The organism is Porifericola rhodea, assembly GCF_030506305.1.
Lineage (GTDB): Bacteria > Bacteroidota > Bacteroidia > Cytophagales > Cyclobacteriaceae > Catalinimonas > Catalinimonas rhodea.
The window spans coordinates 3,519,683-3,544,844 of the sequence record NZ_CP119421.1; the positions used below are offsets into that span (position 1 = coordinate 3,519,683).

Annotated in this window: 27 protein-coding genes; 24 read left to right on the top strand and 3 right to left on the bottom strand. The window is 42.1% G+C overall.

What is annotated here, in order from left to right:
- Positions 1 to 189: 189 nt before the first annotated feature.
- Together metE and PZB74_RS22640 are read left to right on the top strand one after the other, a co-directional pair.
- Positions 190 to 2,508: a 5-methyltetrahydropteroyltriglutamate--homocysteine S-methyltransferase gene (gene metE / locus PZB74_RS14480; RefSeq protein WP_302237218.1), complete on the top strand. Its 2,319-nt coding sequence runs from the start codon at positions 190 to 192 to the stop codon at positions 2,506 to 2,508.
- A 60-nt stretch (positions 2,509 to 2,568) separates the two neighbouring features.
- Positions 2,569 to 2,766, top strand: coding sequence for a cysteine-rich CWC family protein (locus tag PZB74_RS22640; RefSeq protein WP_367281447.1), 198 nt, complete (start codon positions 2,569 to 2,571; stop codon positions 2,764 to 2,766).
- A gap of 12 nt (positions 2,767 to 2,778) precedes the next feature.
- Here PZB74_RS22640 and PZB74_RS14485 read toward each other — a convergent pair whose 3' ends face one another.
- Positions 2,779 to 3,426, bottom strand: a complete 648-nt coding sequence (locus PZB74_RS14485; RefSeq protein ID WP_302237220.1) for a LuxR C-terminal-related transcriptional regulator — start codon at positions 3,424 to 3,426, stop codon at positions 2,779 to 2,781.
- A 249-nt stretch (positions 3,427 to 3,675) separates the two neighbouring features.
- Here PZB74_RS14485 and PZB74_RS14490 point away from each other — a divergent pair, with 249 nt between their 5' ends.
- From PZB74_RS14490 to PZB74_RS14580, 19 genes are all read left to right on the top strand, one after another.
- Entirely contained in the window at positions 3,676 to 4,038 is a 363-nt protein-coding gene (locus PZB74_RS14490) for a hypothetical protein (protein ID WP_302237223.1), read from the top strand.
- A gap of 142 nt (positions 4,039 to 4,180) precedes the next feature.
- Positions 4,181 to 4,939 carry an MbnP family protein gene (locus tag PZB74_RS14495; protein WP_302237225.1) on the top strand — a complete coding sequence of 253 codons (759 nt, stop codon included), beginning with the start codon at positions 4,181 to 4,183 and terminating at the stop codon, positions 4,937 to 4,939.
- A 39-nt stretch (positions 4,940 to 4,978) separates the two neighbouring features.
- Positions 4,979 to 5,632, top strand: a complete 654-nt coding sequence (locus PZB74_RS14500) for a DUF2911 domain-containing protein (protein ID WP_302237227.1) — start codon at positions 4,979 to 4,981, stop codon at positions 5,630 to 5,632.
- A gap of 52 nt (positions 5,633 to 5,684) precedes the next feature.
- Positions 5,685 to 6,029, top strand: a complete 345-nt coding sequence (locus tag PZB74_RS14505; RefSeq protein WP_302237230.1) for a hypothetical protein — start codon at positions 5,685 to 5,687, stop codon at positions 6,027 to 6,029.
- A 244-nt stretch (positions 6,030 to 6,273) separates the two neighbouring features.
- Entirely contained in the window at positions 6,274 to 7,182 is a 909-nt protein-coding gene (locus tag PZB74_RS14510) for a hypothetical protein (RefSeq protein WP_302237232.1), read from the top strand.
- 49 nt (positions 7,183 to 7,231) lie between these two features.
- Positions 7,232 to 7,735, top strand: a complete 504-nt coding sequence (locus PZB74_RS14515) for a hypothetical protein (RefSeq protein ID WP_302237233.1) — start codon at positions 7,232 to 7,234, stop codon at positions 7,733 to 7,735.
- Between the two features lie 208 nt (positions 7,736 to 7,943).
- Positions 7,944 to 8,444 (top strand): PAS domain-containing protein, encoded by a 501-nt coding sequence (locus tag PZB74_RS14520; RefSeq protein WP_302237235.1) that lies wholly within the window; start codon positions 7,944 to 7,946, stop codon positions 8,442 to 8,444.
- 131 nt (positions 8,445 to 8,575) lie between these two features.
- Complete coding sequence (locus PZB74_RS14525) at positions 8,576 to 11,053, top strand: TonB-dependent receptor (protein ID WP_302237237.1); 2,478 nt, start codon at positions 8,576 to 8,578, stop codon at positions 11,051 to 11,053.
- A gap of 13 nt (positions 11,054 to 11,066) precedes the next feature.
- Positions 11,067 to 12,161, top strand: coding sequence for a PepSY-associated TM helix domain-containing protein (locus PZB74_RS14530; RefSeq protein WP_302237239.1), 1,095 nt, complete (start codon positions 11,067 to 11,069; stop codon positions 12,159 to 12,161).
- Entirely contained in the window at positions 12,154 to 12,474 is a 321-nt protein-coding gene (locus tag PZB74_RS14535) for a hypothetical protein (RefSeq protein ID WP_302237241.1), read from the top strand. Before PZB74_RS14530 ends, PZB74_RS14535 begins: the two co-directional genes overlap by 8 nt.
- Positions 12,464 to 13,003 carry a flavodoxin gene (locus PZB74_RS14540; RefSeq protein WP_302237243.1) on the top strand — a complete coding sequence of 180 codons (540 nt, stop codon included), beginning with the start codon at positions 12,464 to 12,466 and terminating at the stop codon, positions 13,001 to 13,003. The genes PZB74_RS14535 and PZB74_RS14540 overlap by 11 nt, the downstream gene beginning before the upstream one ends.
- 231 nt (positions 13,004 to 13,234) lie before the next feature.
- Positions 13,235 to 13,567 carry a hypothetical protein gene (locus tag PZB74_RS14545; protein ID WP_302237244.1) on the top strand — a complete coding sequence of 111 codons (333 nt, stop codon included), beginning with the start codon at positions 13,235 to 13,237 and terminating at the stop codon, positions 13,565 to 13,567.
- Positions 13,568 to 13,634: 67 nt separating this feature from the next.
- Positions 13,635 to 14,387 carry a class I SAM-dependent methyltransferase gene (locus PZB74_RS14550; protein ID WP_302237245.1) on the top strand — a complete coding sequence of 251 codons (753 nt, stop codon included), beginning with the start codon at positions 13,635 to 13,637 and terminating at the stop codon, positions 14,385 to 14,387.
- Positions 14,388 to 14,443: 56 nt separating this feature from the next.
- The gene (locus tag PZB74_RS14555) at positions 14,444 to 15,013 is read left to right on the top strand and encodes a cysteine hydrolase family protein (protein WP_302237247.1); all 570 of its coding nucleotides are present in this window, start codon (positions 14,444 to 14,446) and stop codon (positions 15,011 to 15,013) included.
- Positions 15,014 to 15,226: 213 nt separating this feature from the next.
- Positions 15,227 to 15,607 carry a hypothetical protein gene (locus PZB74_RS14560; protein ID WP_302237249.1) on the top strand — a complete coding sequence of 127 codons (381 nt, stop codon included), beginning with the start codon at positions 15,227 to 15,229 and terminating at the stop codon, positions 15,605 to 15,607.
- Positions 15,608 to 15,642: 35 nt separating this feature from the next.
- Complete coding sequence (locus tag PZB74_RS14565; RefSeq protein ID WP_302237252.1) at positions 15,643 to 17,085, top strand: amidohydrolase family protein; 1,443 nt, start codon at positions 15,643 to 15,645, stop codon at positions 17,083 to 17,085.
- 46 nt (positions 17,086 to 17,131) lie between these two features.
- Complete coding sequence (locus PZB74_RS14570) at positions 17,132 to 17,548, top strand: DUF1801 domain-containing protein (protein WP_302237255.1); 417 nt, start codon at positions 17,132 to 17,134, stop codon at positions 17,546 to 17,548.
- A gap of 161 nt (positions 17,549 to 17,709) precedes the next feature.
- Complete coding sequence (locus PZB74_RS14575; protein WP_302237257.1) at positions 17,710 to 18,042, top strand: DMT family transporter; 333 nt, start codon at positions 17,710 to 17,712, stop codon at positions 18,040 to 18,042.
- 110 nt (positions 18,043 to 18,152) lie between these two features.
- On the top strand, positions 18,153 to 18,539 hold the full coding sequence (locus PZB74_RS14580) for a DUF6122 family protein (RefSeq protein WP_302237260.1): 387 nt from the start codon (positions 18,153 to 18,155) through the stop codon (positions 18,537 to 18,539).
- 110 nt (positions 18,540 to 18,649) lie between these two features.
- On the opposite strand, the gene PZB74_RS14585 is transcribed toward PZB74_RS14580, so the two are convergent.
- Positions 18,650 to 19,924, bottom strand: a complete 1,275-nt coding sequence (locus PZB74_RS14585; protein ID WP_302237262.1) for a mandelate racemase/muconate lactonizing enzyme family protein — start codon at positions 19,922 to 19,924, stop codon at positions 18,650 to 18,652.
- Positions 19,925 to 20,096: 172 nt separating this feature from the next.
- Between PZB74_RS14585 and PZB74_RS14590 the strand changes: the two genes are divergently transcribed.
- Complete coding sequence (locus tag PZB74_RS14590; protein ID WP_302237264.1) at positions 20,097 to 20,939, top strand: 1,4-dihydroxy-2-naphthoyl-CoA synthase; 843 nt, start codon at positions 20,097 to 20,099, stop codon at positions 20,937 to 20,939.
- A gap of 66 nt (positions 20,940 to 21,005) precedes the next feature.
- Here PZB74_RS14590 and PZB74_RS14595 read toward each other — a convergent pair whose 3' ends face one another.
- Positions 21,006 to 21,995 (bottom strand): potassium channel beta subunit family protein, encoded by a 990-nt coding sequence (locus PZB74_RS14595; protein ID WP_302237267.1) that lies wholly within the window; start codon positions 21,993 to 21,995, stop codon positions 21,006 to 21,008.
- 625 nt (positions 21,996 to 22,620) lie between these two features.
- Here PZB74_RS14595 and PZB74_RS14600 point away from each other — a divergent pair.
- Together PZB74_RS14600 and PZB74_RS14605 are read left to right on the top strand one after the other, a co-directional pair.
- Positions 22,621 to 23,733 (top strand): LOG family protein, encoded by a 1,113-nt coding sequence (locus PZB74_RS14600; protein ID WP_302237269.1) that lies wholly within the window; start codon positions 22,621 to 22,623, stop codon positions 23,731 to 23,733.
- A 323-nt stretch (positions 23,734 to 24,056) separates the two neighbouring features.
- Positions 24,057 to 25,160, top strand: coding sequence for a plastocyanin/azurin family copper-binding protein (locus PZB74_RS14605; protein WP_302237272.1), 1,104 nt, complete (start codon positions 24,057 to 24,059; stop codon positions 25,158 to 25,160).
- Positions 25,161 to 25,162: the final 2 nt, after the last annotated feature.

Sequence of the window (25,162 nt, forward strand, 5' to 3'; positions counted from 1 at the left end):
AACTGTTTGAAATGGAGAGCTTTGTCTATTTTTAAGTAGGCTAGAGGTAACTTATGTCTAAGCCTGCCAAAAATGCTCTGTGTTCAGACAGGATTTGGTGTGTCATTTCCTTTGCTATCTCTCTTCTATCTCGGGGCCTCCCGAAGCGTGATAAGACATTTTCTTATTGTTTCACCAAAAATAGTGAAAATGCTAACGCACAATTTGGGGCATCCGCGCATTGGTGCCCGCCGAGAACTCAAAAAAGCCTGCGAAAACTACTGGACAGGCAAAATTAGCCAGCATGAACTCCTGCAAACCGCACAGCAGCTACGCAAAGCTAACTGGAAGCTGCAAAAAGAAGCTGGTCTTGATCTTATTCCTGTTAATGATTTTTCTTTTTACGATCAGGTACTGGACATGAGTCTGATGCTTGGTGCTATTCCTCCTCGTTATCAGGTACTACAAGAGCAGGGAGTGTCTGCTACCGATCTGTATTTTGCCATGGCTCGGGGTTATCAGAAAGACGGCCTGGATCTGGTAGCTATGGAGATGACCAAGTGGTTTGATACTAATTACCATTATATTGTACCGGAGTTTTATCAGAATCAGACCTTTAAAAGATGCTCTACCAAAGTACTGGACGAATACCGCGAAGCCAAATCTATGGGTATACCCGCAAAACCAGTATTAATAGGGCCGGTTTCGTACCTATTGTTAGGTAAAGAAAAAGATAAAGATTTTGATAAACTGGAGCTGCTGTCATCCTTACTGCCCGTATACCTGGAATTGCTAAGAGGTTTAGAAAAAGAAGATGTAGAATGGGTGCAACTAGATGAGCCTTTTCTGGCATTGGACCTGGAAGATAAGGAAAAGCGTGCTTTTGAGTATGCCTATCAGGTAATTCGTCAGACATTTCCTAAACTAAAGATTTTGCTGGCTACTTACTTTGAAGGAATAGCTCATAATCTACAACTGGCCAGCAGTTTGCCGGTATGCGCACTTCACCTGGACCTGGTACGTGCTCCTGAGCAACTGGAGAAAGTTATCAATTACCTGCCGGAGCAAATGAGCCTTTCATTAGGTGTAGTAGATGGTAGAAATATCTGGAAAAACAACTATGAGTCATCTCTTAAGCTTATTCGTCTGGCAGTGGAAAAGCTGGGCAAAGAGAGAGTTTTTATAGCCCCTTCCTGTTCACTTCTCCATGTACCTTATGATCTGGAACTGGAAACTGAAGAAAACTCTGCTCTCCACGAAGTAAAGCAATGGTTAGCATTTGCACGCCAAAAACTGGATGAAACTGTTATACTCAAAGAGCTTGCAGATGGCAATACCTCTGAGGAGGTAGATCGTAAATTTCAGGAAAACCAGCAGGCAGTAGAAAGTCGCAAAACATCTGAGCTTATACACAATCAATTCGTTAAAGACAGAGTAAAAGCGTATGAGCAGGCACATGCTAACCGTAAGAGTACTTTTACCAGCCGTAAAGCACAACAGCAAGCCTCGCTAAAGCTATCTTTATTCCCTACAACAACTATTGGTTCGTTTCCGCAGACACAGGAAGTAAGAAGCTGGAGAAGGCAGTTTAAAAAAGGGCAACTAACAGCAGCGCAATACGATCAGTTGATAGAGGAAGAAACGGAAAAAGCTATACGCTGGCAGGAGGAAATAGGAATAGATGTGCTGGTACACGGAGAGTTTGAAAGAAATGATATGGTTGAGTACTTTGGTGAACAACTGTTAGGCTTTGTATTTACTCAAAACGCCTGGGTACAAAGTTATGGAAGCCGTTGTGTTAAACCTCCCATTATTTTTGGTGATGTATATCGCCCCGAACCTATGACGGTAAGGTGGACAAGCTTTGCCCAGCGGCTCACTAACAAGTATGTAAAGGGAATGTTGACGGGGCCAGTTACCATACTGCAATGGTCTTTTGTTCGTGATGACCAGCCGCGTTCAGAAACCTGCCTGCAAATTGCCTATGCTATTCGCGACGAGGTACAGGATTTAGAAAAGAATGGTATCAAAATCATTCAGATAGATGAGCCTGCCATAAGAGAAGGTCTCCCTTTGCTTAGAAAGGACTGGGACCATTACCTGAATTGGGCAGTTACTGCATTTAGAGTTTCTGCTGCAGGGGTGGAGGATGATACCCAAATCCATACCCATATGTGTTATTCTGAGTTTAACGACATTATTGAGCATATAGCCGCTATGGATGCTGATGTTATCAGTATAGAAACCTCTCGTTCACAGATGGAACTGCTAGATGCTTTTGCGGACTTTGATTACCCTAACGAGATAGGGCCAGGGGTGTACGATATTCATTCCCCTCGGGTACCTACAACTGAGGAGATGACAGCGCTTCTGAAAAAGGCGGCTGACGTACTCCCTGCCTCACAGCTTTGGGTAAACCCTGATTGTGGACTAAAAACACGTGCCTGGGAAGAAACCAAACAGGCACTGATAAAGATGGTAGAAGCAGCCGGACGCATGCGTGAGCTTGTAAGTAAACCTGCAGTCTGATATATTAAGGGCGAGTCTTAAACGACTCGCCTCTATTGTTATATGTCTTCAAGCTGTTGTATGCCTAAGCACGAGATTAAATCTTGCCCACTTTGCGGAACATCATTTGAGTGCAAACCTGGAAATATCGGACAGTGCCAGTGCTATGGTGTTGTGCTTGACAAAGAGAGCATTCGCTATGTGCGAGAGAATTTTGAGAGCTGTTTATGCAGAAGTTGTCTGCAAAAAATTGCAAAAGAAAAGGGTATTGAAAGCTGAGTCTCTCAGGTGTTAGTCAAAGCTGATAATCTTTTTACTCAGTGCTTTTACAATCATTTCTACCGGAGAGGTTGCATCTAGCTTTTTGAGTATATTTTTACGATGAGCATTAATTGTATGAGGGCTCAGGTTCAATAAAGAAGCAATTTCCTGTGTGCCTTTCCCCTTAGCGATGTAGCGAATAATCTGTGTTTCTCTTTCAGTGAGTTCTCCAGATGATGAATCGTGTGAGCTGCGGTATATTTTCTGGTTCATTAGTACATCCAGCACACGGTTACAGAAAAACTTTTGCCCTTGAGTAATAGAGTAGAAAGCGTTTAAGATTTCCTGACGGCTACAGTCTTTGGTTAAAAATGCCAGTACTCCTGACTCAAGTACCTGCAATATATTTTCTTGCTGCTGGTCTGCTGTAATAATAAAAATTTTAAGGTCTGGGTACTTTTGTGCTAGCTGTAAACAGGACTCCGCGGTAAATCCTGCCAGCTTTTCGTAGTCAAGTACCAGTATATCAGGCGTGTGAGTGCGAATACTTTTATCTAGTTCAGTTTTATTTTTCACCTGCCCGCATACTTCAAAAGTGTTCTCTTTAGAAAGAATCCGTTCTATACCTGCTAAAGCAAGTTCTTGTGGGTCAGCTATTAGTACTTGGGTTACTTTCATGGAAGAGGTTAGGCCGTGCATCTAAAAAATAGAAGACAATCACTTTTGTATGAACTAAAAAAAATATTGTCTTTATTTAAACTAATTATAAATTACCCAAAACTAAAGTCTTATTTAGAAGAAAGCAATACACTCTCAAGATTTATCCAAAATGAAGCACAAGATTGTAACATTAACGAGAGGTATTCGGGCAGTTTTAATCCATGTATATAGTTTGCAAATACTAATAGGCTATTTTACTTTTACAGCATGTATCGTGTACTCAACATAGCTATTGCCACTATACTTTTGCTCAATGCTTTTTCATTGAGCCTGGTACAGTTTAGCTTTGAGCTAAACCGAGAGTACATTGCCGCGAATTTGTGTATTGAAAAGGATAATGAAATTAGCATCTGCAAAGGCCAGTGCTTTTTGAAAGACCAATTAAACAGGGCTGATAACCGACAGGAGCAGGGAGAAAGCACCTCTGTGGTATTAGCTACTTTCTTTGTGCCTCACAAATTAGTCACTAATTTTCAACTGCCTACATTGCCCGGGCTTTCTTTATCTTCATTTGTAGCCTCATGCTATTCACACCTCTTGGTGTTTCATCTCTTTCATCCCCCTCGTTAATAAGTTTTCGTCACGTGTTCTTGTAGTTTTTTTAAGCATGATTTAATGATAGCCAGAGGTTAGTTTAATCTTTTTGGCCAGATCAATAAGTATGCTCGGGCTACGTTTTTAGAATAAGTCATTTACCCAAAAGACGATACCTATGAAACATATCATTTCAGTCATCTTACTGATAATTGTATTCGGCTTTAGTGCCTGTAAAGAGGACGGAAACGGAGAGGTAAAAGAAACAGCTACTCTAAATCTGGAACTTAGCCATACGGTAGGTGGAGAAGCTCTGGTTTTCAACACTCAGGTATACAGCAATGCTCTAGGAGAGAAATACAACATACAGGATTTTAAATATTATCTGAGCAACATAAAGCTTCGTAATGCCTCTGACGGCACGTTCTTTCTAGAGCCGGAAAGTTATCATTTGGTGCAGGCAGAAGAAGGGAATAACTTTGTAATAGTTATAGAAAATATTCCACTGGGTAAGTACTCTCAGCTAGAATTTGCGATTGGAGTGGATAATGCTACCAATACTTCTACCGATAGGCTAGGTGCTCTGGACCCCAGCAATGAAATGGCCTGGGACTGGAACACCGGCTATAAATTTTTATTGTTAGAGGGCAAGTATGGTACTGCCGAAGACCAGCTGAATGAAGGTCTGGTGTACCATATTGGAGGAGATGCTAATTACCGAATTCTCAAGTTTGACCTCAAGACTAATGGAGATGAGTTGGAACTTAAAGCGAACCAGGAGCAGAGCATAGCTTTGGATGCCGATGTGGCCGCGATTTTTGCGGCCCCTAATCCGGTGAGTTTTGCTGAGCACCCCGTAGTAATGCATGACCCTTTTTCGCAGAAAGTAGCAGATAATTACGCGGCTAATATGTTTAGCCTCAGCACCTTGAAATAAATTTTTTCATAGAAACCATAGCCAAACCAAGATTAAGTAATGTTACAAAAATTAGCTGTGCTATCTCTAAGTACCGTACTTATAATAGCCTGTAACCCACAAAAAGAACAAGCAAGTACTACAGAAGTACCCTCAGAAAATACGGTAAATGAAATGAGTGAGTTGGAGAAAGAGCATCAACTGTTCCGTCCCGGCTACGCCGATAGTATTAATGCGGGGCTAATCCCTGAAGATACAATGGTTACCAGTGCTCGCAGACTGGCAGAGGGCACTGTAGGAGGAACAGAAATTAGCATTAATTATGGCTCTCCTGGTAAAAGGGGCAGAGTAATCTGGAACGGATTAGTTTCTTACGATCAGGTTTGGGTAACTGGTTCGCATTGGGCCACTGCCATTACTTTCGGACAAGATGTAAAAGTAGAAGGTACTACCATACCCGCAGGAACCTATGGCTTTTTTACCATTCCTGGCAGAGAAAACTGGACCCTGATTCTTAATGAAGTATATGATCAGCATCTGGCAGAAGAGTATCAGCAAAGCCAGGACCTGGTTCGCGTACAGGTACAGGCAAAGGAGCTGGAAGATGTAGTGCAGCGCCTTACCTACGAGGTTGAAGATCTGGGAGACGGCAAGGGAATGATTCATATGAGTTGGGACCAGGTACAGGTAAGCTTAGCTTTTGATGTAAACTAATTAAAGAAGTTTATCTCCTTTCGTGAGAGTTAGATTATACATATCGCTTTTAATGGCCTTTCTGCTATGGCTACATGCCTGGCAGTTGGCCATTATTGTGTATAACTATGAGTACAATCAGGAAGTGTTTGTACGCCTGTTCTGCGAAAACCGGAACCAGCCTGAGCTGCACTGCAATGGACAATGTTTTCTTCAGGATAGTATTAAGCAGGCAGAGCAGGAGCAGGAAAGCAGTACTTTTGAAGTTAAGCTAAACTGGTCACCCATCTGCTCGCTGGCAGTGCAAAAGCATAATACCAAAGTCACTATACTACAGGAGCACAATTACCAATCATTTAAAAGCAGCCTGCCCGATATCTTAGTGAGCAGAGGTATATTTCACCCGCCACAATCTTAATCTGTGTTTTGTAAACCTTTTTTTTCCAGACTATAGTGTACAGCTAGCGCAGCGCAGTACTTATACTATAGCTTCTGGCTAGGGCTTTATTGCCCATTGCTAATACCAATTTCTTCATCGTTTACACAAAATCAGAATGAGATTTATCAGTTTAATCATTGTAGTTATTATTAGCTATTTACCTATGTCAGCACAACATCAATGAACTTCTGGTCGCCCGGATGGCCATGGTCCTATAGGTGTGATGGGCGATCATACCCATAGCAAAGGCGATGTGATGTTCTCTTACCGCTATATGTTTATGGATATGCAAGATATGCGACAGTCTACTAATTCACTAAGCATAGCGACAGTGTTGCAAGAGTACATGCTAAGCCCTTTAAGTATGCTTATGCACATGCATATGCTGGGTGCTATGTATGCTCCCAGCGACAAACTTACGATCATGCTTATGCTCAACTACTTACAAATGAGTATGGATCATCGTACGCGCATGGGAATGAATTTTACTACTGAGTCTTCAGGCCTGGCAGACAGCTGGGTATCTGCTTTGTATAAGGTTTATGATCAGAATGGACAGCGTGCACATATCAATCTGGGACTGAGGGTACCAAGTGGGTCTATTGATGTAAAAGGGGTAAGCCCTGCTTCGGCACCGGACGAAACACAGCTGCCATACCCTATGCAAATCGGGAGTGGAAGCTGGGGACTAAAGCCCGGCATAACTTATCTGCTAGAAAAAGAAAGCAGTAGTATGGGCGCACAGGCCAGCATTTTACTGCCTCTCCATGAAAATGACAGAGGCTACCAACTTGCTCCTCGCTCAGAAGTTCTTGCCTGGTCAGCTTATCATCTCACAAATATGATAAGTGCCTCTTTGAGGGCTACTGCTGTTTTTCAGGGAGAAATCTCTGGTGCAGATGAGGCATACAATATGGCTGTGATGAATCGTATGGTGCCCACTGTATTTACCGAAAATAGTGGGGGAAAGTGGCTGTTTTTGGGTGGAGGTATTAATTTTTATGTACCAGAAGGTGCCCTGAAAGATGTACGTCTGGCAATGGAATATGAGTATCCATTGGTGCAGGATTTAAACGGTACCCAAATGGAGACCAAGCAAAAGCTTACATTAGGTGTACAATATGCTTTTTAAAATGTTCCGATCTCACAATTAATATAGAACCACTAATCAACTTATAGGTATGAAACATATTAATTACTGTTTGATGGCCCTGCTTTTCAGTGGCTTATTAAGCTGTCAGACTGCTTCAGAAAAAGAAGCTAAAGATCCTGAAATGGAAAAAGCCCAAACGATATACACGGAAGCTATCGCTATACATGACGAAGTGATGCCACGTATGGACGAAATTATGAGGCTGAAAAGAAAACTCAGGGCACAAAAAGATTCTTTGTCTCAACAGGGCGCAGATACTTATGCTGCCCGAATAGATAGTATTGAGCTACTCATTACTAAGCTGGAAAAGGCTGATGACGCTATGATGCAGTGGATGCGCTCCATAAAACAGCTACCTGCTGAATTATCAGATGAGGAGCATGATCTACAAACTCAGTCCGATACCAGTCAGAACCGTGTGCCTGTGCAACAGTTAATAGAAGAGCAGGAAGCACAAAAAGAAGCTATTGTTGAGGTAAAAGCTATGATGGAAGAAAGTATCGCTAAAGCTAAAACATATTTACAGCAATAACCCGCGAACTATAGTACTACAGGAGGCTATGGAAAATTGTCATGCAAATTTCATAGCCTTTTCTTTATAGGAGTTGTAATTAATAATGTTAAAGGATATCTGTATGCTTGCTTAAAAATTGATATGAATTTGTCATTTTATAAATAAGGCTGAATTTATCTATCTTCATACTTTGTTCTGCCCCTGAGCACTATAGACAATATTCAATATGAGTACCAATAAGATGGATCCTGAACGTATGCTTTCTCCCTTTAGCAGTTGGGATGTATATGCTATGCATTTACATGAATGTAGAGTTACGGCCAAAAAGAACGATGATCTGCAAAACCTGCTAAAACTACACGATCGTTACAAGTGGAATATTGACCTGGAGGTGCTACTTCAGCAACCGTACGAAGCATTAGTACTAACCGATATGGACAAGCAAATTTGTTGGGTCAATCCTGGTTTTGCCAAAATGACTGGTTACCCCGCGCAGCACGCGATGGGTAAGGACCCTAAATTTTTGCAAGGCAAAAACACTTCCGCTGAAACAAAAGCACTTATTCGTAAAAAGCTGGAAAGCGAAAAGCCTTTTGCCGCAGACGTGATCAACTACCGTAAGAATGGCGAAGAATATATTTGTCATGTGGAAATACACCCACTCTTAAACCACAAAAAGGAACTTACCCACTTTCTGGCGCTGGAAAGAGAAGTCTCCGACAATTAGCTAGCGGGCTAGCTACTATTAGTAATACACCCTAACAGTAGCTACATATAAACGCTATACTTAGTCATTGATAAGTAAGAAGGACAAATTTAGTTTTGGGTTTTATTTGAAATGAATCTAAATAAAGCCTAATGAGAAACTATATACCGATCCTAACCTTCTTTCTTTTTTGTCATAGCGTACTTGCACAGCAAGCGGCTTCAGTAAGCGGCCAGATTACAGAAGCTACAAGTGGTGCAGCTCTGGAGTCTGTCAATGTTGGCCTGCAAGGTACTACGCTTGGTACTACCACCGATGCCCAGGGCAATTTTCTGCTTAGTGGAATAGAGCCAGGTAACTATAATTTAGTGATATCTTCGGTAGGCTACACTACAATTAGCCGAGGCATTAAGCTCAATGCAGGAGAGACTTTAACATTCAATTTACAGTTAAGAAGTGGCGCTACTGAGCTGCAGGAAGTAGAAATTACCGGCAGAAAAGAAACGACCTATCAAAATAGCGTATCTTTTATAGGCTCAAAAACAGCGACCCCCTTACAGGATGTTCCTCAAGCCGTTAGCTATGTTACCAAAGAAATTATCCAGGACCAGCAGGCTTATCGTACTTCCGATATTGTGAAGAATTTGAGCGGAGTCAACCAGTTTTCTTATTATGATGATTATACCATCAGAGGCTTCCGCAATGGTAGCACACAGTCTAATCTCATCAATGGATTGCGTTCGGTAGGGATTTTTGGCCCGCAACCGCTGCTTACTAATATGGAGCGTGTTGAAGTAATCAAAGGTCCGGCTTCTGCCCTGTTTGCAGATGTAAATCCTGGAGGAACCATTAACTACGTGACTAAAAAACCTCTGGACGAAGACCGTAAGTCCATTGGGTTTACCATCGGTAGTTTTAATACGTTAAGAGCTACGGCAGATTTTACCGGGCCTATGAATGAATCAGGTACTTTACTGTACAGATTGAACCTGGGTTATGAGGATACCGACACCTTTCGTGACCTTCAACAAAAGACTACTTATATAATTGCACCTTCCATCTCTTTCTTACCTACAGATAAAACCAGTGTCAATTTTGATTTGGTTATCAACCGTTATCAGGGCAAGTTGGATCGTGGGCAACCTATTTTTGGGGCCTCTGCCGGTGATGATCTAAACAGTACGCCAACTTCTTTTGCATTGGGCCAGGCCAATGACTACCACAAAAACAATGTGCAATATTTTACGCTCTCGCTCAACCACCGCTTTACAGATGCGCTCTCATTTAATGCTTCTTATATGAAGTTCAGCTGGAACGAAGATCTTTTTGAGCATCGTACTTCCAACCGCTTTGCGGTAGACAGTCTGGGAAATCAGATTCCTACACAGATGGAGATGCAGACCATTAACCGTATTCGTAAGCAGGTAGCTGATAACCTGACCACCTACTTTGTACTAAATGGAAGTACCGGCCCCTTACAACATCAGCTTGTAGTAGGCTTTGACTACATTCAGCAGGTTCAGCCCGCAGGGGGGGCGCAAGCCCGTTCGTTTGGCTACCGAACTATTGATGGAGGAGTTGCTTCAGGTTATGATCCTTCTCAGTCTCAGTTTTTTAGGTTTGAAAACGGTATGCCGGTGCCTAATGTACCTCATTTCAATCTGGAGAACCCTAACTATACCATCGGTTACCCTAACGAATATCTGGTTAACAGTAATTTGCCACAGCCAGCTACTCGCTATTTCACGTATGGATTCTACGTGCAGGATCAAATTAGCCTGGGTAAGTTTCAGGCACTGCTAGCCCTACGTCAGGAAAACTACCGTGATGTTGTCGGATACAAAACAGAGGAGGAAGAATTAGTAAAGCAGGAAAAACTGTTGCCTCGTATAGGTTTGGTATACGAGCTAAACGAACGCATCAATTTATACGGAACCTATACCGAAAGCTTCCAGCCTCAGACCGCCTCAGTATTGCAGGATCCAAATGTAGGCGGCCCCTTTGATCCTTTATCAGCTAATATGTGGGAGGCCGGAATTAAAAGTACATTCTTCAATGAGCTGTTTTCTGTAAACCTGGCGATCTATCGTATAGAGCAAAATAACATACTGGTAAATGCCAATAATGCAGGTAACCCAGACTTGCTGGAGCAAAGAGGGCAGGAGAGAGCCAAGGGAGTAGAAATAGATGTAATAGGAAACCCGCTGCCCAACTTTAGCTTGAATTTTAACTATGCATATAATCGTGCTGAAATTACAGAAAGTGATAATGAGGAAGAGATAGGACGGATAAAAGAGAATGCTCCCGAACATCAGGGAGGTATCTGGGCTAAGTATACCTTTGCTAAAGGCATATTCAGCGGGCTGGGTATTTCGTTGGGTAGCAATTTTGTTACAGAAAGAAATACTTTTGATACCTATAGCATAGTTGATGGCGTTCCATTAGGCCTTACCTTACCCAGTTATGTAGTGTTTGATGCAGCACTCTCTTACCGAGTTAACAAGTTCAATATCGCAGCTAATTTTAATAATCTATTGGACAAAACCCATTGGGTAGGAGGGTATAGTTATACTCGTCTCTACCCTGACGCACCACGTAATTTTCTTCTAAGTGTAGGTTACACTTTTTAAAAACAGATAGATAGTGCTAAGCAAAGATCAGTTATTTAAACTACACAGCTGGGTGGGCATAAAGTTAAGCATACTACTGTTTGTAGTATGCTTTTCGGGTACACTGGCGGTGCTCAGCCACGAAATGGACTGGCTGTTTAACCCCGATGTACGGGTGAGCCCTGCGGATACCTATGCCTCTTGGAATACAATCGCTGAAAATGTAAAACAGGAATTTCCTGAAGGAAAAATAAGCTACTGGCAGCGTGCCAATGAACCTTACATGGCTGACCTGATCTATGTAATGCAGGATAATGATCTGAAGTATGTATTTGCTAACCCTCATACTGGCGAGGTACAGGGGTATGCTGATATTACTATCGCACGATTTCTAAGAGATTTGCATTATTACCTCTTCATCCCCTTTCAGATTGGTCATTTTACAGTCTTATTCTTCGGCTTTATACTTACTATTTCTCTACTTACAGGAATTTTCTACTATAACGACTGGTATAAGGAGCTCTTTGTACTCAAAAGCGGTAAAGGGAGTCGGGTTTTTTACAGCAGCTTACACAAGTTGGTCGGGGCGTGGTCTATCCCCTTTATGTTTATCATTTCTCTAACTGCGATCTGGTACTTTGTAGAGCGTGCCGACCTTCCTAAAGTGTCTTCTTATCTGGATGAAGAGCGTCCTACCATAGAAATTACAGAGGGGCAGCAACTCCCCAACCTTGATTATGATGCCTATGTGGCCATAGCGGAAGAGGCCATAGCAGGATTGAAAGTGAAATCAATTTTGTCGCCTCAAAAGCCAGATGAGCCTGTATACCTCACCGGTACTTCTGATGTACCGCTGGTTAGGTACAGGGCCAACAGGGTGTATATTAACCCGCATAATCAGGAGTTGCTTAAGGTGCAGAAGGCAACAGAAATCAACTCCATTACCTGGATAAACGATATTGCCGACCCAATACATTTTGGCTATTGGGGTGGCTTGCTCACTAAATTAATATGGTTTGTATTTGGCCTGGCACTTTCCTCTCTGGTACTTACAGGCCCGTGGCTGTACCTAAAAAAGCGTAGAAAAAAAGATCGTTTGCAAAGGGAAAGGAGGCTTGCGCATGGGTAAGTGGTTGTATGTTAATCTAGTACTGGTAGCTGCCAGTATCATATGTATGTTTCTGCTCTATACCTACAGGTATGCGCCAGGCATACATGTCTATCTGCTTTCCACAATATTCTGGTTGATGCTTGGTGGGCTAGGTTACTACATCTTTGTGTACAGGATTAAGCTAAGTGAGCAAAAAGGAGAAAAAAATCATCAAAAGATAAGCCTGTCGGCCAAAAGCAGCAGACCAAATGTGCGTCCCAAAGCCGCTCTAAATAAAGAGAGACCTCAGGTAGTATTGAAAAAACAAAAAAACAACAAACATGGAAAATGAAAAAATAGGCCTTTTTTATGGCTCAGACACTGGTTATACCGAAGGTGTAGCTAATCAGATTCGCGAAATCCTGGGCGAAGATCAAATTGAAGTACATGACATCAATCGCGCAAAGTCAGGAGATTTTGCACCCTACCAACGTATTATTATCGGCCTGTCCACCTGGCACGATGGCGAGCTACAAAGTGATTGGGATGCTTTTTACGAAGATTTTAAGACAATTGATTTTAGCGGTAAAACGGTAGCATTCTTCGGTTTGGGAGATCAGATTGGCTATGGAGAATATTTCATAGATGGAGTGGGCATACTGGGAGATGTGGTATACGAAAACGGTGGACACATTATTGGGGTATGGCCAACGGATAACTATGACTACGAAGCTTCTAAAGCGGAATTTCAGGAAGGTTGGTTTCTTGGTTTAGCAATAGATGAAGATAATCAGTCTGAAATGACGGTAGGAAGAGTAACCGCCTGGACGCAACAACTCGTAGAGGAATTTGCAGAGGCGGTTGGTAGCGCTGAAGACTAAACTTTTGTGTAATTTTAACGGTTTTGGTAAGTCTTAAACCAATATCTTGCTAAGTGATATTGTTAGTTTTATTAGACAGAGCTAGCGGTATCACTATTTTTTAACTTAAGAGTAAATAGAGGATTGCTCTCGTAGTGAGGAGTTATAAGTTGAACCTTTATAAGTTGCTATCCATCTCCAAATGACATCTTCTACTGGGTTCTACCCTCAATTACTACTATATTAAAGCTTATGAGTGGAGAGGAGCAAATAAACAAAAGGAATACTAATTATAAACGCTGGTCTTTTCGTTTAATGGTATATAGTGTCATTACCTATGCCAGTATACTGTACCTCTATTTTAAAAACAGTACGGGGCTGCATCATTCTGAGCTACTTTTCAATTTGCTGGCTGTCATTTTTCTGATGGCTTTGCTACTTCAGGGGCTGGGCTATGCTTTTTTTAGGTTGAGCATTAAAAATCATGAAGCGCAAGACTACCAACTGAGAGTCTTACGCTGGGGGTATCCTCTGCTTTTCGCTTTATCGCTGCTACTCTTTTATCTGGGGTTCTCTGTATTTTAGCCGTGAGCTTAAAATTTGGCCTAAGCCTGACACAAGCAGGTCCGATCCTCATGAAACTGCTATAGCGATGGATAAAGATTTTCTTCAGTCATTGGATGTGGAAGATAGAGATATCCTTCCTTTTCTGCCCTATCTGCTGCAAGACCTGTGGCTGCTGGGTAGTATGCCAGACTATATGTTGCAACTTATCCAGAAGCACAATGTAGTTAGACCTGACCATCATATTCTGGATTTAGGTTGTGGTAAAGGGGCCGTGCTAATATACTTAAGAGAGGCCTTATCTTTTCAGGGAAAGGGGATTGATCTGATACCCGAATTTATCAATGATGCCTGCCATTACGTTCAGAATCATAAGCTTGACCAGAATTTAGCGTTTACAGTAGGTGATATTCGGCAGGAGGTCAAGACCCAAAGAGGTTATGATCTTCTTATTTATGGGCATGATGCAGATGTGCTGGGTGATGTAGCTACCTCATTAAAATTACTCCAAAACTGCATACATGAGAGTGCTCATATTCTTCTTGAAGCTACATACCGCGAGAGGCAATCTAAGCTCAGTACATACCCCACCCAGGAAGAACTAGAAGAACAACTGAAGCAAAGCGGCCTACAGCTAATTGACCAAATTATTTGGGATAGAGATAAGCTCCAGCTCATCAATTTGAAAAACACTACCAGCATTGAAAAGCGTGTAGCCGAACTTATACCTCAGTACCCTGGTAAAGCCTCTTTATTTGATGTTTTTTTGGAGAAGCAAAAAGAAGAGTGCCAGCAGTTGGAGCAAGAGCTTTATTGCATTAGCCTCTTGCTAAAAAAGTAGAAGTTTATACAAATTAAGCTGAGGGATTCTTTAATTTCCATAAATAAAACGGACAAATGACGAGACCAGAAAAACCTGCTCTAATCCTAATAGATATTCAAAAAGGAATGGATGACCTGGACTATTGGGGAGGCCGTAGAAATAATCCTGAAGCCGAAGAAAACGCTAGGCAACTGCTAGACTACTGGAGGGCAGAGCAGTTGCCCGTTTATCATGTTAAGCATAATTCCACCAATCCTCAATCCAGGCTTAGACCCGGACAGCCCGGTAATGAAATCAAAGATATTGTAAAACCCCAGAGAGAAGAACCGCTATTGCAAAAGCATGTGAATAGTGCATTTATCGGTACAGATCTGCAACAAAGATTAGAGGCCGCCTGCATCAAAACTTTAGTAATAGTCGGGCTTACTACAGAACACTGCGTGTCTACCAGTGTACGTATGGCCGCCAACCTGGGCTTTACCGTATACTTACCTTCAGACGCTACTGCTACCTTTGATAAGGTAGGTCCTCAGGGTAAAAAGTTTAGTGCAGAAACTGTGCACGAAGTAGAGTTGGCGTCTCTTCATCAGGAGTTTGCTACAGTACTTACCACCAGAGAAGTCCTTAAGCTTGTGGCGCATTAGTCAGTTTGTAAACGTAAAAACATTTTTACTCTCAATCAGCTTTATTAGTGATACTATTTTTAGCAGGTTATTTAGTTGTTTGTTACTAAGTGTTTTAATTTTAGATGTGTAATAACCTGTATTTTTTATATGCACTTTACACATACATTCGTTATCTTATATGTAAGATTTGTGTATTTTTTTGAGATTCTACTACTTTTAAACTTTTTCACTATGAGTAAATTTATCATCCCTCTAGGTCTATTTTTAATGTTAGGCTGTTTAAGTTGCACAGATGGGAGTCAGGAGATACAGGAAAAAGCAGAAATATGGCAGTGGAGCGACAACAAACTTAAAGAGCAGGAAGCTATAGTGCTGATGCAGGATCTGGCACGTGCGCAGCAATACGAAGCCGCACTAGAGCAATTTGAATGGCTCACTACCTATAATCCGGGTTTGCACCATAGTATTTACCTTGATGGGCTCGGTATTTATGAGCAGATGATTAATAATTGTGATGACACTGAAGACATGCTTAAGCTGAGTGTGCAACAGGAAAAGGTGAAGCAATTAATGAAAACCTATTTTCCTGAACATGCTATACAAAAGTTGTAAAGTTTTATTTTAGGGGTAAACAAATTAATCATCATTTGAGTACCCCTTATTTTTATTCCTATCTCTGTGCTTTTTGCTATCTACTCTTTAGCTGTGGCCAGGGAGATAAGCTACCCTCTTCTAGTCCGGCAGGTTTTTCTTCTCGCGACTCTCTTTCTAAAAATGTACGCCCTTATCTTAGCTATGATGAGGACCTGATTGCACTCACCCATGCAATTCTTGTTGATGGTTCAGGACGTACAGCTCAGGAAGAGCAGACCATTATTATAGACAAAGGTTATTTTAAGGAAGTAGGTCCAACCGCCACGGTAAAAATTCCCTCCCAGGCTAAGGTGATAAACTTAGCAGGAAAAACTGTGGTGCCCGGTATTGTAGGAGTGCATAACCATTTGCATATGCCTGGCATTAGCTTTCTGGGAGAAGCGGCTGCCTACCTTTATTTAGCATCGGGCGTAACTACCATACAGACTTGTGGAGCCGCTTCGCCATATCAGGAGCTGGAATTAGCAGCGCAGATAAAAAAAGGGCAGATAGCCGGACCAGAAATTATCAATAGTGCGCCATACATTAGTGGGGAGGGTGGCAATCCTAACATGATTATTCCCCGAAACGAGACCCACCTTAGAGATACCATGCAATTTTGGATAGATCAGGGAGTCCGTTGGTTTAAAGTTTATCGGCATACCAAAGCAGAAGACCTCAAAGTAGTTATAGATGTGGCTCACAGACATCAGGCAAAAGTTACTGGGCATCTATGCTCCATCACCTTTGCGGAAGCCAGCAGACTGGGAATTGACGGTATTGAGCATGGCTTAAATAGTACCAGCGACTTCCGCCAGGGTAAGACTTATAATATGTGCAATGGCTCTCATGCCTATATGGATAGCCTGGAAGTGGATAGTGAAGCCGTAAAAGAGCTTCAGCAATTAATGATTGATAGCGGTGTTTTTATAACCTCTACTTTGTCTATTTACGAAGCTAGCATACCTGAAAGAGCTTTTGCGGACGAGCGTAGCCTGATAGCCATGACACCCACTCTTAGAGCAAGCTATAGGGAGCGAAGAGCGCGCCTGGATCAGGATGAAGCAAAAGGACAGCGTTTGAAGCGACTTCACAGGATAATGGCTTTTGAAAGGCAGTTTGTACAGATGGGAGGTTTGCTTAGTGCTGGTGCTGACGCGGGGCGGCACATTTTGCCAGGCTTTGGTGATCAACGTAATTTTGAGCTGCTTGTAGAAGCGGGGTTTAGCACCGAAGAAGCTATTCAAATTATGACCTCCAATGGAGCCAAAGTGCTGGAACGCACAGACATTGGAAGTGTAGCTCCTGGTAAAAAAGCAGATCTACTAATATTGGATGGTGATTTAAGAACAGAGCCTTCAGTAATCAGGTATGTAGAGCATGTATTTAAGGCGGGCTATGCATACAGCCCTAAGCTCTTGTTGAAAGAGGTAGAGGGCAAAATAGGACCACAATAGCTGATACTAAGAATTATAAGCTAAAGTTAAATATCCTACTAAACTAATGGAAGTACTCACTCAAGATGACGTCAAAGAAGTGCTGGAGGCATATCCTTCTCCTTTTGATCAAAAAATTAAGAATCTTCGTCAACTTATTCTGGATACCGCTGAAGCCGAGGGAGTCAGCCGTGTTGTAGAAAGCCTCAAATGGGGAGAGCCTGCTTATCTGGTCAAAGGTGGTAGTACCATACGTATCAATACGATAAAAAACAGGCCTGAGCATTATGCTATGTATTTCATTTGTAGTACCGGCCTGGTCAAGACATTTAGAATTTTGTATGATGATTTACTTCAGTTTGAGGGTAAGCGAGCAATTGTATTTCATAAAAACGAAGGGCTGCCCATTACTCAGCTTAGGCATTGTATTAGTTTAGCACTCAACTATCACCGTATCAAACATTTGCCTATGTTGGGAGCCTGACATTTATAGGGGGTTACCTGTCATAAGAACAAATAGACTGTCTGCTAAATAGTAGTGCTAAAAGAGTAAAACGTAATACAAAATTCTTACGGCATTACGACTAACCCGGAGCATAAGTGAGCGTACTAACTTATTTATGATAATTTGTTGAGAGTACGCACATGAAAAGTTATTGGATCTTACTTATTGCCATTGTTTGCGAAACAATTGCTACTAGCGCTCTTAAAGCCTCAGATCAGTTTAGCAAACTGCTGCCTAGTATTATTACTGTAGTGGGCTATGGTGCCGCATTCTATTTTTTAAGTCTTACCCTAAAACATATTCCTGTCGGTATTGCGTATGCTATCTGGTCTGGGGTAGGCATACTTCTTATTACATTGGTAGGGGTTGTATGGTTTAAACAGACACCTGACTTAGCTGCTATTTTGGGTTTGTCTTTAATTATTATTGGTATTATAGTCATCAATGTTTTTTCCAATACTTCCGCACATTAGTCGGGTAAAAAAATAAAACTCCCTTACCAGTTTAGAAGAAGCTTAGCTGGTGGCAGACCTATATTTTATTAATTTGCTTTCTTTTACTTTTAAGCAAGTGTAGACTTATTATGCAGACTTTTGTTCACTATTTTTTACATCTGGTATTCCCTGCTTTTCTTGCCTGTATGCTTTTTAAAAAACAATGGAAAAAAGCCTATCTAATACTTCTGGCCACTATGTTGGTTGATCTGGATCATCTTTTAGCTAACCCTGTTTTTCAGGATAACAGGTGCAGTATTGGTTTCCATTATCTGCATACGGTCTATGCTATGGTGGTATATGTGGTGCTGCTCTTTTTAAGGCGGCCTTTCAATATTATTGGTTTAGGCTTGCTCTTTCATATGTTTACCGATCTTATAGACTGCTTGTTCATGTTTTCAGAGTGTAAGGATTGCTATAGAGATGCTCCAGCTTATGAGGTATTAAAAGTAATCGCTGATACCATTGGCATATAATCTATTTGCTTATGTTTAGCCCCCTATTAGGTGGTATATCATTGCTGGCTAGTGCCAGAGTGCTTAAAAAGTAATGCGTAATGACAATTTCTTAAGCCAGTGTTAAGCAGCTAAGCCTTTACTACTTTATGCTGAGCTATAAAGTCAGGATCAATCTGTACGCCTGTACCCGGACCGCTGGGAACCTGTATTTTACCGCCCAAACTTTGCAGGCTGGAAGTAGAACATTCCAGAGGCAAATCTTTATTAAAGCCTTTAAATTCATGATAAGGCCCTGCGTTTGCTACTGCCGAAACAAAATGCATCATATACAAATAGCCCAGCCCTGAACCAGAAATATGGGGTATACAGCTTTTGCCCTTAGCGGCTGCCATACGAGCTACTTTCATTGAGCGTATCATACCTCCAAAGTAGAAAATATCGGGCTGTACAACCTGCAAAGCATCATGCTGTATCATCCAGCGAAAATTATGCATACTGGCTTCCTGTTCTCCTCCTGCTATAGGAATCTGCAGGGCATCTGCTACTTGTTTTGTCTCTTCGTACCAGTCAAATGGCACCGGCTCTTCGTAGAAATTATAAGCATACTCTTGCATCAGCTTACCCATCCGAACGGCCTCATCTGCGGTATAGGAGCCATTAGAATCTGCATAGATAGTCATCTCATCTCCAAAGGTTTTGCGTACCAGTGGAATCAGCTTTTCCGATCGCTTAGGAGGGTAATCCGCATTATTGCTCATGCGCCCGCCTACTTTAAATTTTAGTGCTTTAGCCTGGCTTTCTTCTAGCTCTTGTTTAATAAGTTCAATAGACTCTTCTGCAGACTTACCTCTGAAGTTATTCGCCTGATAGACCGCAATTTCAGGATGTTGTACTTCTCCGATTAATGCTCCTAAGGGCTTTTGAGCAATTTTGCCCAGCATGTCTAGTACTGCAAACTCAATAGTTGCCAGCGGCACCCAAAGCGCCAGATTCTGAAGTTTGTAATTACTTTTGTGTACATATACCTCCTCCAGCAATGCCTCCCAGTTGCGCGCATCTTTACCAATAAAAAAGGCTTGCAGTCTGAGCGTAAAGATGGGATAGAGGTACTGCATCTGCATATTATTGCTGACGGCAATGCCTTCAGCACCATCAGCAGAGCTTACTCTACAGATGAAATTATCTTCTCTTCTTAAAAGCTCCAGGCGGTCTATAAGTACTGCTTCAGTAAATAATTCCTTTTTTAGCACGGGTTTAGCCAGTACTTGGTCTAGTTGGCTATAGTCATGTGGCTGTGTTTGTGCAAAAGGCTGACTTTGTGAGGTACAGGCAGTGCTAAGCAGACTGCCACCCACAGTAGCGCTGGAAGCAGCTTTGATGAAATGTCTCCGGGAGGTATTCATAGTAGTTGAGCTTAGGTGTTGTGCTCTTAAGATACTACAGAGAAGGCAGATAAGCACTCTAAGACAGCTATTTAGCAGACACTCGCTGAGGAATAGAGAGGGAGTATCAAAAATCGCAGGCATCTTTTTGAAGAGAAATTTTAAAAGCTCTATTTTGACCACAAAAAAAGATATGAGCCAAGCAAACTGGAAAACCGTTAAGGAATACGAAGATATTACCTACCAAAAAGCTGATGGGGTTGCCCGTATCGCTTTTAATCGTCCGAATGTACGTAATGCCTTTCGCCCTAAAACCGTAGGTGAGCTGTACGAAGCATTTCTGGATGCCCGCGAAGATACTTCTATAGGTGTTGTTCTACTGTCGGCAGAAGGACCTTCTACTAAAGATGGGGTATACTCATTCTGTAGTGGTGGTGACCAAAATGCCCGTGGCCATCAGGGCTACGTAGATGAAGCCGGTATGCCTCGCCTAAACATCTTAGAGGTACAGCGACTTATCCGCTTTATGCCTAAAGTAGTTATTGCGGTAGTGCCTGGTTGGGCTGTTGGAGGAGGGCATAGCCTGCATGTGGTTTGTGATCTCACACTGGCCAGTAAAGAGCACGCCATATTTAAACAGACCGATGCTGACGTAACCAGCTTTGATGGGGGGTATGGTTCTGCTTATCTGGCTAAGATGGTAGGGCAGAAGCGTGCCCGTGAAATTTTCTTTCTGGGCAGAAATTATTCAGCACAGGAAGCCTATGATATGGGGATGGTGAATGCTGTTATCCCTCATGAGGAACTGGAAGATACGGCTTATGAGTGGGCGCAGGAGATACTTGAAAAATCACCTACCTCTATAAAAATGCTAAAATTTGCTTTTAACCTGACAGATGATGGCATGGTAGGGCAGCAGGTATTTGCCGGAGAGGCTACCAGACTGGCATACATGACCGAAGAAGCTAAAGAAGGGCGCAATGCTTTTCTGGAAAAGCGTAAGCCTAATTTTAAAGATATCAAGTGGATACCATAAAGGTTTCATAACAAATGCCCGTGTAGCGCTACACGGGCATTTGTACAAAAGTCTGCTTAATCAAAACTAGTATTGAGGTATCTTGGGCTTGTTTTCAAGAATGTCTTCAATTTTCTGCATGACCTCTTCGCTAAGCTTATTCTTGTGCTCTCCTGCTTTCATGTTGCTTTCTACCTGTGAGACCTTGGAGGCTCCTGTAATTGCAGTGCTAACATTAGGGTTTTTTAAGCACCAGGCAAGTGCCAGGTGAGGCATACTGATACCCACATCTTCTGCTACTTTAGCCAGCTTTCTGATCTTTTGGAGCTTTGCCTCTGCTTTTTCCCCTTCAAAAATCCCTCTTAACCACGATAGGTCATCATGACTATTTGCTCTGGAGTCTTCAGGTATACCATCATTATACTTTCCGGTAAGCAATCCAGAAGCTAAAGGAGACCATACTGTAGTACCCAAACCTACCACATCATAAAGTTTATGGTAATCACCTTCAACTTTTGTTCTCTGTAACATATTGTACTGTGGTTGCTCCATGGTAGGAGGCGTCAAGTTATACTGCCTGGCTACAGAGTAAGCTTCCATAATTTCCTGTGCGCTCCATTCAGAAGTACCCCAGTATAGCACTTTGCCTTGCTGAATCAGGTCATGCATAGCGCGTACGGTTTCTTCTACCGGAGTATTCAGGTCTGGGCGGTGGCAAAAATAAAGATCCAGGTAGTCTACCTGTAGGCGACGAAGGGCCGCATGGCAGGCTTCTACCACATGCTTACGGCTCAGTCCTTTTTGGTTAGGCTTATCACCACCCCAAAATACTTTACTGGAAATTACCAGGGTATCGCGACTCCAACCTGCTTCCTTAAGAATTTTACCCATAACCTCTTCTGACTTACCTTCGGCATAGGCTTCGGCATTATCAAAAAAGTTGCAACCGGCTTCATAAGCGGTATACATACAATCTTTGGCAAGCTGTACATCTATCTGCTTGCCAAAAGTAAGCCATGAGCCATATGATAGTTCGCTCACCTGCAAGCCTGATTTGCCTAATCTTCTGTATTCCATGTGTTTAAGTTTGGAGTTAAATAAAATGTTGTTCCGTAGCATATTAGCACTAAAAAAATAGAGCAGCGGCTACTTCATATTTTAAACTGAAAAGCTAAAAACATGCAACGATACTTTTCCTAACGGCTGAAGGCAATAGGTGTTTGCCAGGCAGGCATGAGAGAGGAGAAGTGAGGGGCAGGCAAAAAAAACAGGCAAGCTAAAAAGCCTGCCTGTGATAGCTGTAGGAGAAGGAGTCGAACCTCCACGGAGCGGTTAGCTAGCCGAGGCTAGTTTATTCCGTTGTCTCCACCCTCGAGACGGGAGGGCATGTCTGCCAATTTCATCACCCTACATTTTTAAAATTGATAACGTATTATCAATATTGTTACAACAAATATATGTAATTAGTTCAAAACATGAAAATATTTTATTAAAAAAGTTTTTTCATTGCCAATCTGTACAGTTTAATGCCTTTTAATTGAAGATTAGGCTGCTTATTGTATCAAGACTATTAAAATTTACTGCAAACAAATTGGTTTCAGCTAAGTAACATATAGTAGCATCGTGTATGCTTGTAAGTTTACGCATCTTGCCTATATGTGTATCTTCGGTCGTAAATATCTTATCTTACTAAGCTGAATATATGAATTATACAGAAGTAGAATCCATTGTTGATTTTAAACAGCTCATTGGTAAGTCTTCAGTACTCAAAAAATATGCCTTCCAGAATTTAGACTTCCATCAGGTACAGGATTTATTGCATCATACTAATTTTGTAGACTGTATTTTTTTGGGTTGCAAAATTCCAGAATCGGTACTCAACTATCTTCCTGAAAGCAATCTGATCTTTCCGCACCTTAATGTCCCCTTCAACCCCTATTTGAACAGACTCTACAGCCGTGAGATGTTGTACGATGGCTACCTGCTGGGTAAGCCTGAAAGCTACCAAAATACATTTGATTATAAAGTTTACAGCCATTATCTCAATAAAGGCAAAGAGTCGCGAGATATAGGAGAAACACTGGCCCGGCGCTTACATGACCATGCCATTACCGATGCGCTTTATGATTATTTACATCAGATAGAAGAGAAACGTGTAGTGGCTATTATGGGAGGGCATGGTCTTAAACGTGATAGTGAAGATTACAGAATAGTTGCCAGCCTGAGTAAGCAACTTACCGAAATGGGATATCTGATGGTATCTGGAGGAGGACCGGGAGCTATGGAAGCCACACATCTCGGAGCCTGGTTGGCTGGCAGATCGCCGGTTACGGTAGATGCGGCAGTAAAAATTTTGTCCAAAGCCCCTTCCTGTGAAGATGAACACTGGCTGGATGCTGCCTTTGAAGTATTGCATACTTACAGCAGTACGCAGTACGAAAGTGTTGGCATACCTACCTGGTTGTATGGTCATGAGCCCGCATCCCCTTTTGCTACTAAAATTGCTAAATACTTTGCTAACAGTGTTCGTGAAGATGGACTACTTACAATTGCTAAAGGAGGTGTTATTTTTGCGCCAGGAAGCGCAGGCACTATACAGGAGATATTTCAGGATGCTACCCAAAACCATTACCGCAGCTTTGGGTATGCCAGCCCTATGATATTTCTCAATAAATCATATTGGGAACACGATCGTCCTATTTACCCCTTGCTTAAAAAAATGTCAGAAGAAGGAAAATATGAACATCTGATACTCTCTTTGTGCGCTAACGAAAAAGAGGTAATCCAGAGCCTGAAAGAGTTCTACATCCCTTAGCAGTTGCTATCCTTTGCGCACTGCTATCTGGATCTCTGCACGAATACTTCAGTAGGATAGCTATGTTGAGTTTTTTTTAATAAAAAGTTTTCTGCTGCTGTGGGTGAGGCTCTATGTTATTTTACCTAAGTCAGGTTTAGTTTTATATAGAAAAAAGCTAAGCCAGAAATTTTGGGTCTAATTGGAGTTGAAGGCTTATCCTGATATACTTTCCAAAGTTATAAAAGCATAATTTGTCAGGTGAATATCGACCAATATGCGTATAATTTTTTTATCTTCTAGCTCAGGATTTATTGCTTATACTCAACCTACTTGTACAACATATGCGCATCAACCCAAAACTATTGGCGGTAGTCGGCTTGCTGCCTGCTCTGCTATTTATGCTACCTTCTTTTATTGGGCAGCAAAGCTCTAAGCAGCCCATAAGAAACATTCAGATCAAAGCAATTTCTGGACTTCAGTACGATCAGGTTCGTTTTAAAGTAGCTCCGGGAGAAATAGTGCATATTACTTTGATCAATACCGATGAGATGGCGCACAATATGGTAATTACTGTGCCCAACAAAAGAGAAGAGGTAGTGGCCCTAGCTTTAAAAATGGGAGAGGAAGGGCAAAACAAAAACTTTGTTCCTCAGTCTGATTTTGTGCTTGCTTCCAGCCCTGTCCTGCTTCCCGGTTCTACCTACAGCTTTAATTTTACTGCACCCAAAGAGGAGGGTATTTATCCGTATGTGTGCACTTATCCGGGGCATGGAGCTGTAATGTATGGTGCTATTTACGTTACGAATGAAATGATGCCTCCGCTGGCAAATGATAGCCATGTGCCTCCTCAGCGTCGTGGAGAGCAGACTAAGCAAAAAGAAGCTGAGCATCCCTATCCTGCTACTTTTCCGCGAATGTACCGTAGTTTTTTGCCTGATACTGGACCCGCCAGTATTGCGGTAGGTATGACGAATCAACTGAGTTACTGCTGGGATGCCGGAGCCTGCCGTTTTCGCTACCTCTGGAAAGACGGTTTTATAGACCTGAGCCGACATTGGGGTGGAAAAGGAAAAGAGTTGGCAGATATTGTGGGCACGATCTTTTATCGCGAAGAAAACATGCCGTTTCGCGTGGGGCCTCATAAAGAAATGCCCGAGTCAGAATATATCGGTTATGTTTTAGAAGATCATTACCCCACCTTCAAATACCGACTTAATGGGGTAGAAGTAGAGGAGCGCATTCGCCCCACCTTAGATAAGGCAGGTATGTACCGGCAGATTAGCTTTAAAGATCCAAATGATATAGTATGGTACCAGATGCCAAGAGGACAGCAAGTAGAGGTTGACTTTGATCAGGGAAAATTAGAAGGTCAGTATCTTAAACTGAGCCCTTCAGAGGCTAGTAGCTTTACCCTGACAATTGCAGAAAGCAAACAGAAAATTTAGGG

Excerpts from the sequence above, each read along its gene's own strand:
- PZB74_RS14555 (WP_302237247.1), top strand. The coding sequence starts at position 14,444 with ATGACGAGACCAGAAAAACCTGCTCTAATCCTAATAGATATTCAAAAA.
- PZB74_RS14540 (WP_302237243.1), top strand. The coding sequence starts at position 12,464 with ATGGAAAATGAAAAAATAGGCCTTTTTTATGGCTCAGACACTGGTTAT.
- PZB74_RS14580 (WP_302237260.1), top strand. The coding sequence starts at position 18,153 with ATGCAGACTTTTGTTCACTATTTTTTACATCTGGTATTCCCTGCTTTT.
- metE (WP_302237218.1), top strand. The coding sequence starts at position 190 with ATGCTAACGCACAATTTGGGGCATCCGCGCATTGGTGCCCGCCGAGAA.
- PZB74_RS14510 (WP_302237232.1), top strand. The coding sequence starts at position 6,274 with ATGGGCGATCATACCCATAGCAAAGGCGATGTGATGTTCTCTTACCGC.
- PZB74_RS14520 (WP_302237235.1), top strand. The coding sequence starts at position 7,944 with ATGAGTACCAATAAGATGGATCCTGAACGTATGCTTTCTCCCTTTAGC.
- PZB74_RS14605 (WP_302237272.1), top strand. The coding sequence starts at position 24,057 with ATGCGCATCAACCCAAAACTATTGGCGGTAGTCGGCTTGCTGCCTGCT.
- PZB74_RS14570 (WP_302237255.1), top strand. The coding sequence starts at position 17,132 with ATGGAAGTACTCACTCAAGATGACGTCAAAGAAGTGCTGGAGGCATAT.
- PZB74_RS14600 (WP_302237269.1), top strand. The coding sequence starts at position 22,621 with ATGAATTATACAGAAGTAGAATCCATTGTTGATTTTAAACAGCTCATT.
- PZB74_RS14490 (WP_302237223.1), top strand. The coding sequence starts at position 3,676 with ATGTATCGTGTACTCAACATAGCTATTGCCACTATACTTTTGCTCAAT.
- PZB74_RS14550 (WP_302237245.1), top strand. The coding sequence starts at position 13,635 with ATGGATAAAGATTTTCTTCAGTCATTGGATGTGGAAGATAGAGATATC.
- PZB74_RS14495 (WP_302237225.1), top strand. The coding sequence starts at position 4,181 with ATGAAACATATCATTTCAGTCATCTTACTGATAATTGTATTCGGCTTT.
- PZB74_RS14485 (WP_302237220.1), bottom strand. The coding sequence starts at position 3,426 with ATGAAAGTAACCCAAGTACTAATAGCTGACCCACAAGAACTTGCTTTA.
- PZB74_RS14525 (WP_302237237.1), top strand. The coding sequence starts at position 8,576 with ATGAGAAACTATATACCGATCCTAACCTTCTTTCTTTTTTGTCATAGC.
- PZB74_RS14500 (WP_302237227.1), top strand. The coding sequence starts at position 4,979 with ATGTTACAAAAATTAGCTGTGCTATCTCTAAGTACCGTACTTATAATA.
- PZB74_RS14590 (WP_302237264.1), top strand. The coding sequence starts at position 20,097 with ATGAGCCAAGCAAACTGGAAAACCGTTAAGGAATACGAAGATATTACC.
- PZB74_RS14545 (WP_302237244.1), top strand. The coding sequence starts at position 13,235 with ATGAGTGGAGAGGAGCAAATAAACAAAAGGAATACTAATTATAAACGC.
- PZB74_RS14535 (WP_302237241.1), top strand. The coding sequence starts at position 12,154 with ATGGGTAAGTGGTTGTATGTTAATCTAGTACTGGTAGCTGCCAGTATC.
- PZB74_RS14575 (WP_302237257.1), top strand. The coding sequence starts at position 17,710 with ATGAAAAGTTATTGGATCTTACTTATTGCCATTGTTTGCGAAACAATT.
- PZB74_RS14560 (WP_302237249.1), top strand. The coding sequence starts at position 15,227 with ATGAGTAAATTTATCATCCCTCTAGGTCTATTTTTAATGTTAGGCTGT.
- PZB74_RS14585 (WP_302237262.1), bottom strand. The coding sequence starts at position 19,924 with ATGAATACCTCCCGGAGACATTTCATCAAAGCTGCTTCCAGCGCTACT.
- PZB74_RS14505 (WP_302237230.1), top strand. The coding sequence starts at position 5,685 with ATGGCCTTTCTGCTATGGCTACATGCCTGGCAGTTGGCCATTATTGTG.
- PZB74_RS14515 (WP_302237233.1), top strand. The coding sequence starts at position 7,232 with ATGAAACATATTAATTACTGTTTGATGGCCCTGCTTTTCAGTGGCTTA.
- PZB74_RS22640 (WP_367281447.1), top strand. The coding sequence starts at position 2,569 with ATGCCTAAGCACGAGATTAAATCTTGCCCACTTTGCGGAACATCATTT.
- PZB74_RS14595 (WP_302237267.1), bottom strand. The coding sequence starts at position 21,995 with ATGGAATACAGAAGATTAGGCAAATCAGGCTTGCAGGTGAGCGAACTA.